Source organism: uncultured Prevotella sp., from assembly GCF_946407605.1.
GTDB lineage: Bacteria > Bacteroidota > Bacteroidia > Bacteroidales > Bacteroidaceae > Prevotella.
Window position 1 is genome coordinate 1 of the sequence record NZ_CAMJOS010000025.1, and the last position, 15,349, is coordinate 15,349.

Below are 15,349 nucleotides of genomic sequence, written 5' to 3' on the forward strand. Positions count from 1 at the left end.
CGGGGCTATTTGATTAATATTTAACTCGTCCCAATTTTAACGGGACACTAATGATTTTAAGTATTAAAATGTAAAGAAAGTGGAGCTGATTTTCTGTCAACCAGAGATGTAAGACCTAGAGAACTCAGAACACCTCATTTGCCTTGAATAGGAGCGATGCCCAAGCGTGCAAGATTAAGCGTAAACTGCAAGAGTTGGTCTTTTTCGATATCCTTCATCATCCTGTCCACCAAGGCGCTTGGTGTTGCATCTCCTCGATCTAAGTAGAAGATCTGGTCGGAATTAACGGCATGGAACGTAAACTGCATGATAGGTATCTCCTTCCTTAAATCGAGAATGGTGACTAGACTCTCGATATGTCCGGAACTAAATGTATCGGAACCAGTGATGGCTGGGCCCGTGAATACAATATTATTAACAAAGACAAGATAGTCGTAGTCTGTCTTTCTTTCTATATACTCCTTGAAACCCGCTATTGACTCTTCAGTTGTTTCTTCGAGTCCTTTGGAATCTCTATAGCGTCCCTGCAAGAATCCTTTCAGCGTCTCCTTAACCTCTTCACGCTTGGTTAACTTGATGTAAAACTCGTCCCATGCCAGACTATCAATATGTTCATATCCATAATCCAAACCGATAAGACCTTGACTATAGACCATAATCTTAGAGAAATCATAGGTTTTGCGGATGCTGTCTTCAGAGAGGGACGCATAAGGCTCATGGTCTATTTCTAGAATTCTTAGGCCTTCAAGCGGCTTCCTGCATTTCCCATAGGTGTCTATCAATCCCTGGATGGTTTTCAGTTTGCCTATCGCATTCTTATTCTCATCCATCACGCTGTCTACTATGCGCTCAGCAGTCTCATTAGCCACCTCATCAGAGAGCTTGTCAGAGTTCTTACACGCCACACAAAAGACCATGCTCAGCGCCAATACTGCCAGTTTAAAAAACATCGACTTCATCATATTAATATTAATAATTGGCTATTTACGACCAGATCCACCACACTTCCAGCATTTACCGCTGCCTTTTCATGTGGAGCACTGATGTCGACCTGTGGTATATGGGTTACTAACGGATCCTGCCCCATAGCATGTTTGACAATTGCCCGTGCCATAACAAACAGAACACGACTGACTAGAAGAAGTAGTTGTAGTAGTACTCGATGAACTCGACGTACTCGTTGGGTATATATATGTTGGATACCCACTCGTCGAATACGTTCTATTCGCATATGTAGGGGAGAGCAAATTTAATACTGTACATGAAGACAAACATACAGTAATTAGAAATGCGAACAACAGATAAAAGGCTTGTTTCTTAATCATAATAGAACGAATTTTAGTTTAACATTATTTTTACGGAAAATTTCGCAAGATGTCTAATTGTTTATACCTTCAGAAATCATTCTTCAAAAGAAGACAATAATTCTGCATTCTTAAATCTCAAGACACAAACTTCATCCTTTTTCTTATCTTGAATAATCACCTTAACGTCATATCCTTCATCGATACATCTTCCAAGAGCTTTGAAATTACTTTTTAGTTTGTTTAGGACGTTCAATATACCAAATCGTATACGTTGCGCATAAGCATCTTTCTTTTCTTTGGATATTTTGTTGATATCTTCTATGTCCTGAATTCCAAACTCATAAATGACCACATCTTCAGTATCGCTGACATCCATATTATTGAGTGTGATCCCATCGCCAAGATCTTTTCCAAATCCGGAACTCTTTACCATTCCGTCATGAATGTTTTTCAGTTCCTGTCTGGCAGAAATGCTGTTGTTAGGTAACACATCTTCTGCAATCTTTATGGTTTTAAGTGTTGAAGCAAATATATTCGGCTTTCCATCCTTGCGCATAAAGAGAATAACATCTGTTGTTGAGCCATTGATGAGGCAATATACCGTACACAAATGTTTTTCTCCAAATATATAATTAGTGAAGTCCATTTTCAGGGCATCATACCCATCCAATTGTGTCTTCTCTGTTTTTCCCCACACAGCACCTTTGTAAAAAGCTGACTGATTATTACGTATAAGACTAGCCATCGCATAGTCTAAATCATCAACCTCAAGATGGTATTCTGTCAACGAATATACATAACTTGGACGATCTGAATCCATCAGCATAAGCATTTTTCCCAACGTTCCAACATCAGGATTCTGAGTCTTCCAACTATCGGGGACTGTCACTGTAATCAATCCGCACTTACTATTTTTCTGAGCATACCCTCCCATCACGAAGCATGAGAGAAGTATTAATAACATCATTACTTTCTTCATAATAGTATTGTTTTGATTAGTAATTCATATTTCTTTGTGTTAGTCTATCGTTTGCAAAGATACAAACTTATACAGACAAATCCAAACATTTGCGTGGATTTTTTCGTTTCGGAGTCTGAAAGAGAATTCTGAATGTCCTATCACCATAATTAATTAGAAAGGCAGGGTTCGGAGAAAGGGAGAGAAAAGAAAGTATTGCTATTAACAGTATTTGCCCTGGCTTTATTAGGATGATGTCAAAGTGATTAAGGTAAAAAAAGATCTCACATAAAAATATTTAAAAATATTAAAATAGTTTGGATTTTGTGAATTTTTTACTAACTTTGCCCGTTGAATAACTAAAACTAACTAACAATGAATAACAAATACGAGAAACCTAAGACGAAAATAGTCCTTTTACAGGAACAGCACCACCTGCTGCAGGCCAGTAATCCGAAAGGAATGAGTGTGAACATGAGCAGTTACCAGGAAGGCGGTAACGGTTCAGACGACAGCGACGGCTGGGAGAACTAACACCATAATGACCAAGACGATTTATTAACACAAATACATGATGATGAAGATGAAACTGACAAGCATAAAGGCCTTTGGCTTTGTAATGATAGCAGCCTTGCTGGGCGCCTGCTCGTCGGACGACAGCACCACACCGCAGGAGGACAACAACGGACGCCGCATGAGGCAACTCACCATCCAGAACGTGGCGATGAACACCAGAGCAGCGATTAACCCATCGACGTACGAAGCCACATGGGAAACGACAGACAGGCCGACATACATCATCCTGAGCGCACAGCCAGAGCTGCGCTACGGCACACTCACACCATCGGCAGCAGGAGCCTCGACAACGCTGACGGGTAGCGTATATTGCACACTGGGCGACAACATTGCCATCGTACTCCCAACGGTGACGCCCGAGTTGCCAGCGAATGGTTCCCTATCCTACCCCATCGACCTGAGCGGACAGAAGGGAACGCTGGCAGATATTGGCGCACGCTACCATTATATATATGGTGTGGGCTCGGTGACATCGACAGACGGCGCTACGGCTACAGGCACTATCAGCAATACGAAGAGCCTGCTTTCACTTTGCAAGTTCACGTTTACAACTATCGATGGTCCTGTCAACGTGAAGTCAGTTCAGATAAACTACAAATCAGAATATACTGGCAACCTCATAGGCTATCCTCAGACGGGTACGGTATCTCTGGCTAATCCAGCGAGCGTCTCAGCAGAAGCCGGTGATCCTAGCGGGCCGCTGACCGTCACACTCGACAAAGCCAACGCAGAGGGTGTGGTCTATGTTGCTCTGTTCCCTTGCAGCAAAAAACTTGCTTTCCACTTCACCGTGAGCGACAACGACAACAATACCTACACAGCAACGAAGAACGCCAAGATGCTGGAAGGGAAATACTACGAAGTGCCAGTGACAGTGGAATAAACAATAACGATAACTATAACTATAAATAATGATCTATGGAAACTAAACGATTCAACTCCACACTACAGCGAATGCTCGTCGTAGTGTTTATGCTTATCGCGATAGTGACAGGTGTGCACGCCGACGGCTATATCACCGAAGTGATCTCACTTGGAACCAAACAAGGTGGTGGCTCTTCCCTAAAGGCTGAGTACAAGAATAAAGGCTGGATAGTCGTCGATAAAGACCTCAACAGGAAAGCTGGCGGCTGGGATGTCTATATTGCCTATAAGACCAGTAGCACGGCTAATCCGGAGACGGGCTACATCACCGACATCTGTGCATCGGATAAGAACGTGAACTCCTTCACGTTTGAAGGTCGCACCTACTATCGAAGCGCGACCAACAGCGGATTCAACGGCGACCTGAACCGCGGAGCAGGAGGTGCGTATATCTACCTTTATTATACGCGCGACAGAAAGAATCTGCTGACGTATGGTGATAGTAAGCGCGTGATAACAGAACTGTCAACGACGAGTTCTGGTGAGGATGGCAAAGCCGAAACAGGCGCTATCCCATGGCGCAACTCCAAGTACAGCGGTCTGTGCGAGGTGAACAAGGGTGCTGGTGGCGACGATATCTATATTCAGCAGCACTTTGCTACCCAGACGCTGCAATGGAGGGAAGAGCCGACGTTCGCGTCAGGCCTCGTCTTCAACGGCGTCGTTCAGAACCTGGTGAGGAAAACCGCAGTTGATAAGAACTGGGGCACGATAAAATTCAGGGTGAACGACGGTGCGTGGACGACTGACATACCGCAGGGACAAACAGTCGGCACCTATAAGATTGACTACTATCTTGACGGTGGCTCCTTTGCCAACAACAGCACTACGCTGAGCACTACCGTCACCATCGACGCGCCCACCGTGCAGGCCAAGGACCTTACGGGCGTGTTCAACCAGGCCGAGAAGAAAGTACGCCTGAACTGGAGCGTAGCTTCTGTTCCAGGCAACTATAGCGACTATCATTGGGTGGTTTATCGCGACGGTGCGAAGATTGCCAAACTCAACCACGATGTGTTTACCTATGCCGATGGCGGCTACACGAACGAGACCTCGACAGTCTATGATGTCTATTACGTGTCAAAGTTCTGGGATGAGAATACTAAGCGCGACGACACGAAAGCCACGGTGACGGTAAGCACGGTACGCACGGTACCTGTGAACAACGTCGAGGTGGAGTGTCAGGCCGACCGCATCATCTTCGTCTGGACCTCCGACGGCTATGCTGCCGGCTTTGGCAATAAGTTCCGCATCTATGTGGGTGACGACGAATCGCCCATCAACACCCTCACACCGACGGACATGCAGACCACCTTCCGCTGGGAGCACCGCACCACCGACCAGCACAGCAACCGCCAGAACAAGGTGGACGACGAGACGGGCGTGCCTTACACCGAGGAGCCGCTGAACGCCTGTGCCCCCTCAACCTACCGCATAGAGGGCGTTATCGGCGACAAGGTGCTCAACTCGTATGACATCAACCCGAAGGCCATCGGCAACGGCACGCTGTTCTACAGCCTCGATGCCACGAAAGGCGTGTACGAGAGCATGGTGAAGTTGACATGGCACGTCAACAAGCAAGGCTCGACGCTGAGCAAGACCTACATCGTGGAGCGTCGCCAGGCAGAGCAGGAGAACGAGGCATGGACGATGCTCGCCCGCATGTCGAATACCGATGATTACCTGAGCTACGACGACCAGACGGCTCTGCCAGGCATCTTCTACGACTACCGTGTGACAGTGGAAGACAAGTGCGCTGACGGTACCGTCATTAACAACGAGATAACGAACATAGGCTATACCAAGTCAACGGGTACTGTGACGGGCCGTATCGCCTACGGCTCGTCGGGTACTGCAGTACAAGGCGTGGAGGTGGTGATGACGATGACCAGCTCAGGCGGTGAAAATCTGGAGCAGTACCACTCTATGTACTTCACCGATGTCAACGGCTCTGTGACGTGGCAGTACCCCTCCGATACCTACGCCTCCAACCTGTTCTCTTCAGGCGACATGACCATACAGATGTGGCTGTTCCCTGAGGCGTTCAGCGACAGCAGGATAGTAGATTTGGGCAACAACATCGCCCTCGGCATGACGAGCAGCGGACAGCTCACCTTCACCAACGGCACCAGCACCCAGACCTTCGACGGCATCGCGCTGAAGGCGAACACCTACAACCACGTGGTGCTGACCCGCAAGGGCACGACGCTGACTTGCTACGTGGGAAAGATGGAAGATGACCAATGGTCAATGGTCCAAGGTCAATGCTCAATGCTCAATGCTCAATGGATGCTTGACGGTGCCACACAGTTTGAACTGGGTCACTTCAAAGGTTCTGTCGATGAGTTCCGCCTCTGGACGAAATGTCTCAGCGAGGCCGATATCTTGGAGAACTACGACCACCTGCTCGTGGGCAACGAGAAGAACCTGGAGACCTACTGGACCTTCGACGAGGGCCTACGCACACAGTTCTTCGACTATTCGCGCAACGGCACCACCTACCACCAGCACCACGGCAGAGTGGGTAGCAACGCCATGTCATCTACCGTTACGCCCAGCGTGCTGACCCTGAAGGCCAAGACCGACAGCAACGGCAACTATGTGATCCAGGGCATACCATTCAGTGGCGAAGGAACGGCCTATGCTGTCGTACCCATGTACGGTATTCACGAGTTCAACCCCAACAAGAAGTTGCTCTTCTTCAACAGCAACTCGCTCGTACACAACAATACCGACTTTGACGATGTGTCGTCGTTCATCATGAGCGGTCACATCTACTATGCTGGTACCAACGTGCCCGCCGACAGCGTGCAGCTCTATGTGGACGGTATGCTGCAGAGCAAGGACGGCGAATCCGTGCAGACCGACGAGAATGGTTACTACGAGCTGTCCGTACCCATCGGCAAGCATTTCGTGGAGGCCAGACGTTCGGGTCACGCTATGGTTGACGGCGGACGCTATCCCACGCATGGTACGTTCTATTTTGACCGTCCCGTGCAGCACGACTTCACCGATGCCACGCTGGTGAACTTCGTAGGCCGCGTGGGTGGCGGTGAGCGTAACGACACGCTGGCTGTGGGCTTTGCAGCGTCGAAAAATAACATCGGCATAGCCACCATCCAGCTGGCGCTGAACAACGAGTCGTTCTCGCTGAACTGCCTCGACGACCACATCAGCGATGCCACTACCCAGCGCTCATGGGCCAGCGACACCACCAGTATCAACAGCAGCGCCTGGACTGGTACGAGTTACGATTCGAAGTATGTCTTCATCCGCACCGACTCGCTCACCGGCGAGTTCTCGGCTCTGTTGCCGCCGCTGAAGTATAAGGTCAAGAGCCTGCAAGTGGATAACAACCCCGATATCGAGTTCTTCTCGCTGCCCGAGATCGATATGACCAATCCTATGCAGGAGTACACGGAGAAGATTCTGCCAGAGGACAGGGACCCCAACCTTGTCATAGGCCCAGACACCTATAAGTATAATGCCAAGCAGGTGTTCACCCACTATGCCCCGCCTCAGATTGACGTCACAGACAAGGCCAATGGAACGACGGGTGCCTTCGGCATAGAGGAACTCATAGATTATCCTGTAGGCGACTCCGACTCGCCAGAGACGGTAACCATCAGCGACATCTGGAAGCAAGAGCAGGACGGTTCCATCAGTTACATGCTGGGCTACCCGCTCTACCAGAAGGGGAAAACCGTGAGTTACGAGATTTTCGGCTATGAGAAGTACACAAACTACGACGGCAAGGAGCCTGTCGATGACATCATCCCGCTGAACGATCAGGAGATAACACTCGTCAACGAGATGGGTGAGAACCAGAAGGTCGTCTATCAAGTGGAAGATCCGAGCTCCGGTTATCAGGTGGGCGAGATCTACGACCTGGAGACCAACCAGGTCACCCTCGACGCAACAGGACATGTGACCTATAAATGGGGTGTAGGCCTGCCTAACATCATTGCGCCCTACAGCCGTAACTTCAGCATCCTGCTGGAGCGCAACAACCGTACCTATCAGCCCTTCTCGCTGAACGCCGTCGTGCTGGGCGACCTTCCCGAAGGCGATAACTTTGTGACACAGGGTCCCGACCTGGTGCAGTTCGTGCTGCGCGACCCGCCAGGAGCCAAGTCGAAGACCACGCTGAAGCGCGCCGTAGTGAACGGAACGACCCATTTAAGTTCTGATTATGGCGTAGGCAACCACCAGCTGCTAGTCCAGAATCTTTTCGGTTCAGGTGTTACCTCAGGTTCTGGAATGGGTTTCATCTTCATTACGCAGCAAGAGGTCTATGACAAGCTCGATGTCGGAACACACGCCACTTGGCGCTCCGGGCATTCCGACGACAAGTCGTGGACAACCACCTATACCCAAGCCATCTCCACCAGTTCGGAGTTCCCGTATATCGGTAGCGCCGGTGACGTGTTTGTAGGAACGGCCACCAACATGCTCTTAGGCAAGACCCGCAACCTCTGCATCGTTAAGAACCTGGAAGGCAAGTTTGTGTTCGATGTGGTCGATGCGCTTTCACTGGGTCAGGAGGTGACCACGCTGTTCAACTACACTGCCTACGAGCTGGAGAACGTGATGATTCCGAAGTGGAAAGACCAGCGTCTGTCGTACCTGACAGAGGTCGCCGACTCGATGGCTGCGGTGAACTATGTGAACACGGGCAAGAAAACCGTCTATGTCACGTGGGTAGGGAAGAATAAGGACACCGAGTATATCACGAATGTGAACTACTTCGCTATTCCTCCACAAGAAGTGGTGGAGAATGAGATGGACAGCGTGCAATGGTGTACGAACCAGATTAACAGTTGGAAGCAGGTGCTCTCTGACAACGAGGAAAACAAGGTGAAAGCCATGCAGAGCCGTAAGGCTGACAAGTCTCAGCCTTGGAAAGGATGGGAGAACTTCTCCGTTGATGGAGGTTCGAGCTATACCTACTCTGTCGCCCAGGATACCTCTGCCGTCCATAAGACCGAAACAACCTGGTATATGGGTGGCATCGTCAACAACACTTGGGGAAACAACTTCAAGAACGTGGTCCACTGGAGCATTCTCACCACCATCAGTAATGAGGCGGGACGTGAGCAAAGTGACATCGACGGCGAAGTGCATAAGAACTCTATGGAGTGGGATTACGTAATTGCCGACGGCAATGCCGATACCGACCTCTCCATCGACAAGTACCCTTCCGGGCAGACAGGCTACAGCGATGTCTTCTCACTTTTCGGCGGCCAGACCTACAACCCCTATGAGGGCAAGGAATACACGAAGTGGTTCGAGCCCGGACAGCACGTGCTGAGCAACGGCTCGGAACAGATGGAGCAGCCCGACATACGCATCAGCGCCGATGGCGTGAACAGCGCCAAGGAGGCCACGCTGACCGATGTGCCCGCCGGACAGGAAGGAACCTTTACGTTGTACATGTCGAACAAGAGCAACGCCAACCGTCACTACGACCCCGTCTTCCAGATGATATTGCCGGATAACGCTAATGAGAAGGGACTGCAGATTCAAATGGACGGCATGCCGCTGGTCAACGGCCACAACATCCTGATTCCACAAGGCGAGACCGTGAAGAAAACCATCACTGTCAGGCAGACCGACCAAAGCGTGCTCGACTATGAAGGCGTGGGAATTGTGCTGGCATCAAGATTCCAGGCTATAGAGATTCGGGACAGAGCGACGTTGAACGTACACTTCAAGCCCAGTTCCAGTCCCATTGACCTGGTCATCAACGAGCCGATATTCAACATTGAGAACATGAACCACAACCAAGGCAACCTGGAGATGAAACTGACCAACTTCAACCGTCAGTTCAAGGGCATGAAGAAACTGGGCGTTGAATACCGCTACGAAGGTTCCACTGCGTGGACACAGCCCTCGGGTTTGCAGTTCTATGTGAACAAGGAGGATTCTACGAAGCAGGGCGACCAGGTGTTGCCCGCCACTGGCGACCTGCGCCTGTACTTCAACATGAACAATGCCAACGACTACCCACAGGGCACCTATACCTTCCGTGCCTACACCACGACGATGTACGGTGAGGAACCGATCACCGTCTATAGCGACGAGATTGAGGTGGTGAAGGACGACGCAGCTCCACACCAACTCACCACACCAGCGCCGACAGACGGCATACTGGGCTATGGCGACGACTTGCTGGTTGAGTTCAACGAGGACATCGTACCAGGCTATGTCAGCGACAAGAACATCATCGTCACGGCCAAGCTCAACAGTCAGAAGGTACAGCACGATGTGGCTGTGCGACTGTTCCCTGCAGGAGGCACGCCAAAAACGCTGAACCCCATCTTCCTCAATGGCGACTTCTCCATTGATTTCTGGATGAAATGGATGTCGAGCGGCACCATCCTGTCGTTAGGACAGAGCCAACTGACGATGGGTGTGGATAGCGAAGGCCACGTAGAGGTGGGCGTTGCTGGTTTGGTGATCAAGTCGGAAGAGGTAATACCCAAAGATACCTGGACCTACGTCGTGCTGAGTTACAAGGCCGACGAAATGACGTTCTCCGCCTTGGCACAATATGACGCCGTCACGCTGCCCTTGTTTACCAGCCAGCAGGTCACAGCGGGTATCGTGGAAGCCCACGATTATACCAGTGAGAACTGGCTCTACCTGGGCAACATGAATGGTGCCATCCATGACCTGAGTCTCTTCAACATCTACCGCGATCCTGTGGTGGCTGCTTCCGAGAAGTATCAGTCGAAGGACAACTATGTCTATGGACTGGTCAACTACTGGCCTATGGACGAGGGACACGGAAGTGTGGCACGCGACACACGTCATACCCATGACTTCACTGTATCAAACTGGCTCCGCGACAACAAGAACTATGCCCTGAGTGTAGATGAAAAGGGTGCCGATATTGACATCTCGCAAATCAACACAAGGCCTGGCGACAGCTATGTGATAGAAATGTGGTACAACTCGCCTCGTCGTCCAGATCAGGAGCAGACCGTATTCGAGGTGGGATATAATGACGCTAACCGTATCGGTCTCTATCACAATCATGACTATGACTGGATACTCCGCTATGGCGGCAACGAACATGTGGTAGGCAATAATGGAGATATTGTTGACACAGACTGGAACCATGTGGCGCTGAATGTGGTGCGGGGGCAGTCTGCATCTTTCTATTTCAACGGACAGCGTACGGCTGTCATTGCTGAGGCCGACGTGCCGTCATTGGAAGGTGCCATTCTCAGCGTAGCCAAAGGTGCACCACAGGCTCTCATCGATGAGCTGCGTATCTGGCATGCCACACTCTCTGAGAGTCGTCTGCTCAACAATATCTATAACTGCATAGATACTGCCGACCATTATTCGCGCGGACTGGTGGCCTACTATCCTTTCGAGAAAGAGGGAACAGTTGATGGTGTAGCCACACGTGTTGAGACGCTCGACAATATGGCGTCGCGTTCGCTCGGCACTCCTGTCAGCCAAGGTATGACGCTGGAAGGAGCATATTCGTTCAGCAGTATGACACCAGCTATCAAGAACGCTCCTGTAGAGAGCAGACTCATGGCCAAGCCCATCGCCTCAGAACGTAAGGTGGTCATCAACCTGGTAGAGAGCAGCGGCATCAAGGCCCGTGACATTGAGGGTACCACACTCAACATCACCGTTGATAAGATTCACGATATGCACGGCAACCAGTCGGCACCAATACGCTGGACAGCTTACGTGCAGAAGAACACGCTGAAGTGGGCTAAGGATAGCGTCACCATCATCAAGCAGTATGGCGACAACCGCTATTTCGACGTGGAGATTGTCAACAAGGGTGGTAACACCGAGTACTACACCTTATATAACATGCCACAATGGCTCACCCTTGTCAATGCACTCGACGGCTCACCTGTCGAGACTACTGGCGACCTCGCTCCACAGTCCAGGAAGACGCTGCGTTTCAAGGTTTCGTCAACTGTACCAGTAGGCAACTACGATGTCACCGTAGGACTGCAGGGCAACGACGAGATTCTCGAACCCCTGCGCATCGTGATGAAGGTGCGCGGCGAGGCTCCTGAATGGATAGTGAATCCCAACCTTTACGAGAACTCTATGAGCATCGTAGGCCAGATTTATGCCAACGGTGTGCTGATGAGCAACATTGAGAGCTGCGTGGCTGCATTCATCGACGGTGAGTGTCGAGGAAAGGCCTATATAGAGCCAATACGAGGCTCCGCCTTCGTGGCACTAAGCGTCTATGGCACCGCCCAGCAAAACGTCAACGGCACAATGAAAGACCTGGACAACGGTAAGAACGTTACCTTCCGCATCTGGGATGCAGCCAGGGGCGTGACCTACACCAACGTCAACGTCACCTTGCCATCAGCCTCTACTCCCGAGTCATCATTGGGCATCGCCTTCGACCCCTCCGTGACCTACGGCAACTTCGACAAGCCCGTCACCTTCACCAAGAGCAACCTCATGGAGCAGGAACTGAAGCTGAAGCAGAACTGGAACTGGATATCACTCAACGTCGAACCCGTTGATGACAAGACCTCCGTCGTCTTCAAGGATATCTCCACATGGAACGTGTACATCAAGGACCGCACCACGGGTACCTACTATTGCAACGGCACCTACTGGGACGGCACACTCGCCAACGTTCATGCCAACACCATGTACAAGATGAAGCTCACCAAGCTGTCGAAGAGCAAGGAAATACCCACATCGCTGCCCGTCACGGGAGAGCAGGTGAAGCTTTCTGACACGAAGGTGACGCTGAAGAAGAACTGGAACTGGATATGCTATCTGCCCACCACAACTATGACCCTCGACATGGCACTCGCTGGAGCCAACCCGCAACGTGGCGATCAGGTCAAGTCGCAACAAGGCTTCGCCATCTACGGCAACAGCGGATGGGACGGCAACCTCAAAGTGATGGAAAGCGGTAAGGGCTACCTCTACTACAGCGTCGATGATGCCGACAAGGAGTTCGTCTATCCAACAGCCAATGGCGCCGCAGGCAGCAGACAGAGTAGAGATGGCGCGGAAGAAGATAACCCTTCACCCTTCACCCTTCACTCTTCACTCTTCACTCCTCTCGACCCAGAAAACTATCCTGACAACATGTCTATGGTTATCAAGCTCGTCAAGAGCGGGCAACCTGTGACCAATGCCGAGCTGGGAGCTTTCATCGACGATGAGTGTCGTGGTGCTGCTGTTGCCTCCGAGACGAGTGGTCTCTACTACCTGCTCATTGCTGGCGAGGGTCACGAAAAAGCCATGCAGATACGCGCCGCCATCGATGGCATTGTCACCACCGTATGCACCACCGTACCCTTCAACAGCGATGCCATCGTCGGCACACCGTGGGAACCCTTCGTCATCGATCTCGACGCCCCAGCAGTCATCAACGCCGTCTCCTCTGACCTCGACTATGACACAGAGTGGTACACGCTCCAGGGCTTTAAGATTGGGCGCCGTCCCACCACCCCGGGCATTTATATACACCGTGGACAAAGGGTAACCGTTGGCTTTGAGGAAAGAGGAATGAGGAAAGAGGAATGAGGAAAGTGGATAGACTCTGCCCCACCCGTCTGATTCACGAGAACATAAAGAAATGCACCGACCTAATTAATATTTAGGCCGGTGCGTTTTGTTAAAGATGAATTAACGAAGCTCCACGCAGGTGGTCACCCTCGTCGTCTGTGGGAGGATTATTCTTTGGGAAGTAAGGATTCAGCTTAAAGATACGGCTCCAGCGCACCTTCTGGTCGAACGCCGTCTTATAGTAGGTGTTGGCGAACGACTGCCAAGGCTTATTGCTGCTATATCCATCAGAAATTGTCGTGCCTTCCCAATAGACATACTCGTTACCGTTGTCGGTTGTCATCGCTGTCAGAGCAAGACACAAAAAACATTGCAGCCAAGAAGGCAACCGATAAATAGTAGATTTTTTTTCATATGTTTTATTATGTTACTCAACACCTTGACAGTATCTGACGCCAAGGATGTTGTATATCTGCTTCATATGGGGGAGACGCTGTTTGAAGTCGTCGAAATCTTTTTGCTGAGGACGGCACCACTGCACCTCGCTGATGGCATCGAGACGGGGCAGGAGCATATAGAAGAGATGGTCGGGAGCAGCCACGTATTCCGTCCAGAGGTTGACCTGGGCACCGAGGATATACTGCTGTTCCTCTTCCGTCAGCGTCTCGGGCACCAACGGCTCGAAGGCATAGACCTTGCTCAGGGGCACATAGCCTCCGATGGCCAGTGGTTCGTTCCACGTGTTCTTCAACTGATAATAGTCGATATAGCAATAGTCAGTAGGCGTCATGATGACGTGATGATGCTGACGGGCCGCTTCGATACCGCCATTGATGCCGCGCCACGACATAACGGTGGCCTCGGTGGTGAGTCCGCCCTCGAGGGTCTCGTCCCAGCCTATGAGGGTGCGGCCCCGTTGCTTCAGGAACTGCTCCATCTCGCGGTTGATGTAGGTCTGCAACTGGTTCTCGATGCTATGATGCCCGTCGTCCTTCAGTCCTAACTCGCGCGCCTTGGCCTGACATTTCTCGCAGTTCTTCCAACGGTGTTTGGGACACTCGTCGCCACCGATATGGATGAACTTCGAGGGGAAGACGTCGCACAGCTCGCCATAGACGGTCTTCAGGAACGTGAGCACCTCGGGGTTGCCGGCACAGAGCACATCATTGCTGACACCCCACACCTGCCATACCTCGTAGGGACCGCCCGTACAGCCCAGATGGGGATAGACGTGGAGGGCAGCCTGCATGTGGCCCGGGAGGTCGATCTCGGGGATGATGTTGATATAACGTTCGGCAGCGTAGCGCACAATCTCGCGACAGTCGTCCTGGGTGTAGTAGCCGCCATAGGGCTGACCGTCGAAGACGCCGCTGTTGCGACTGATGACGGTCTGCTGTCGTACGCTACCTTTCGGTGCCAGGTCGGGAAGAGCCTTCACCTCGAAACGCCAGCCCTGGTCGTCGGTGAGATGCCAGTGGAACTGGTTGCAGCCGTGCAATGCCAGCAGGTCGAGATAGCGTTTGATGACGTCGACGGAGAAGAAATGACGGGCACAGTCGAGGTGCACGCCGCGATAGCTGAAGCGGGGCGAATCGTTGATGGTGGCGTAGGGAAACAGGATGGGCGCCTGGGCTTTTACAGGCAGACTCTTACGCAGGGTCTGGATGCCACGGAAGATGCCCTCGGGCTCGTGGGCCTGGATGGTGATGCCTTTCTTGTGGACGGTGAGGGTATAGGCCTCGCTGGGCAGTCGGTTGGGCTTATCCATGAGGCTGAGCCAGATGGCGCATCGGAGGTCGGTGCCGCGATGCGGATGGGGAATGAGTTGCAGACGCAGCCCTGTGAGCTCTGCCACCCATTGCTGCAGGAACTCGGCATTACGCTGCATCGCGGGTACGCTTTCGTCATAGACGATACCCATGCCCGTCTGTAGCTTAAACACCCGTGTTGTGTCAATCGTGATGCTCCTGGGCAGAGGCACAACGCGATAATCGGCCTGTGCCCTGGCACTCATGCCGACCAGCAGGCTCATGAGTATAAGGCAAAAAATCTTCTTCAT

The 15,349-nt window shown here is 51.3% G+C and carries 7 protein-coding genes; 3 read left to right on the top strand and 4 right to left on the bottom strand.

The features are described from left to right. Nucleotides 1-134: 134 nt before the first annotated feature. Together Q0R57_RS10600 and Q0R57_RS10605 are read right to left on the bottom strand one after the other, a co-directional pair. Nucleotides 135-962 carry a hypothetical protein gene (locus Q0R57_RS10600; RefSeq protein WP_294747202.1) on the bottom strand — a complete coding sequence of 276 codons (828 nt, stop codon included), beginning with the start codon at nucleotides 960-962 and terminating at the stop codon, nucleotides 135-137. 439 nt (nucleotides 963-1,401) lie between these two features. Next, a complete protein-coding gene (locus tag Q0R57_RS10605) occupies nucleotides 1,402-2,286 on the bottom strand; it encodes a hypothetical protein (RefSeq protein WP_294747205.1) in 885 nt (294 codons plus the stop codon). Between the two features lie 354 nt (nucleotides 2,287-2,640). Between Q0R57_RS10605 and Q0R57_RS10610 the strand changes: the two genes are divergently transcribed. The 3 genes from Q0R57_RS10610 to Q0R57_RS10620 are packed head-to-tail and all read left to right on the top strand — an operon-like array spanning nucleotide 2,641 to nucleotide 13,308. Further along, nucleotides 2,641-2,799, top strand: coding sequence for a hypothetical protein (locus tag Q0R57_RS10610; RefSeq protein ID WP_294747208.1), 159 nt, complete (start codon nucleotides 2,641-2,643; stop codon nucleotides 2,797-2,799). Nucleotides 2,800-2,848: 49 nt separating this feature from the next. After that, nucleotides 2,849-3,724 carry a hypothetical protein gene (locus Q0R57_RS10615; protein ID WP_294747210.1) on the top strand — a complete coding sequence of 292 codons (876 nt, stop codon included), beginning with the start codon at nucleotides 2,849-2,851 and terminating at the stop codon, nucleotides 3,722-3,724. Nucleotides 3,725-3,759: 35 nt separating this feature from the next. Next, nucleotides 3,760-13,308, top strand: coding sequence for a LamG domain-containing protein (locus Q0R57_RS10620; RefSeq protein ID WP_294747213.1), 9,549 nt, complete (start codon nucleotides 3,760-3,762; stop codon nucleotides 13,306-13,308). Between the two features lie 91 nt (nucleotides 13,309-13,399). Here Q0R57_RS10620 and Q0R57_RS10625 read toward each other — a convergent pair whose 3' ends face one another. Beyond that, nucleotides 13,400-13,633, bottom strand: a complete 234-nt coding sequence (locus tag Q0R57_RS10625; RefSeq protein ID WP_294747215.1) for a hypothetical protein — start codon at nucleotides 13,631-13,633, stop codon at nucleotides 13,400-13,402. An 84-nt stretch (nucleotides 13,634-13,717) separates the two neighbouring features. Continuing rightward, on the bottom strand, nucleotides 13,718-15,349 hold the full coding sequence (locus tag Q0R57_RS10630; RefSeq protein WP_294747218.1) for a beta-N-acetylhexosaminidase: 1,632 nt from the start codon (nucleotides 15,347-15,349) through the stop codon (nucleotides 13,718-13,720).

Coding starts and splice junctions, on each gene's coding strand:
- Q0R57_RS10610 (WP_294747208.1), top strand. CDS start 2,641: ATGAATAACAAATACGAGAAACCTAAGACGAAAATAGTCCTTTTACAG.
- Q0R57_RS10600 (WP_294747202.1), bottom strand. CDS start 962: ATGATGAAGTCGATGTTTTTTAAACTGGCAGTATTGGCGCTGAGCATG.
- Q0R57_RS10620 (WP_294747213.1), top strand. CDS start 3,760: ATGGAAACTAAACGATTCAACTCCACACTACAGCGAATGCTCGTCGTA.
- Q0R57_RS10615 (WP_294747210.1), top strand. CDS start 2,849: ATGAAACTGACAAGCATAAAGGCCTTTGGCTTTGTAATGATAGCAGCC.
- Q0R57_RS10605 (WP_294747205.1), bottom strand. CDS start 2,286: ATGAAGAAAGTAATGATGTTATTAATACTTCTCTCATGCTTCGTGATG.
- Q0R57_RS10630 (WP_294747218.1), bottom strand. CDS start 15,349: ATGAAGAAGATTTTTTGCCTTATACTCATGAGCCTGCTGGTCGGCATG.
- Q0R57_RS10625 (WP_294747215.1), bottom strand. CDS start 13,633: ATGACAACCGACAACGGTAACGAGTATGTCTATTGGGAAGGCACGACA.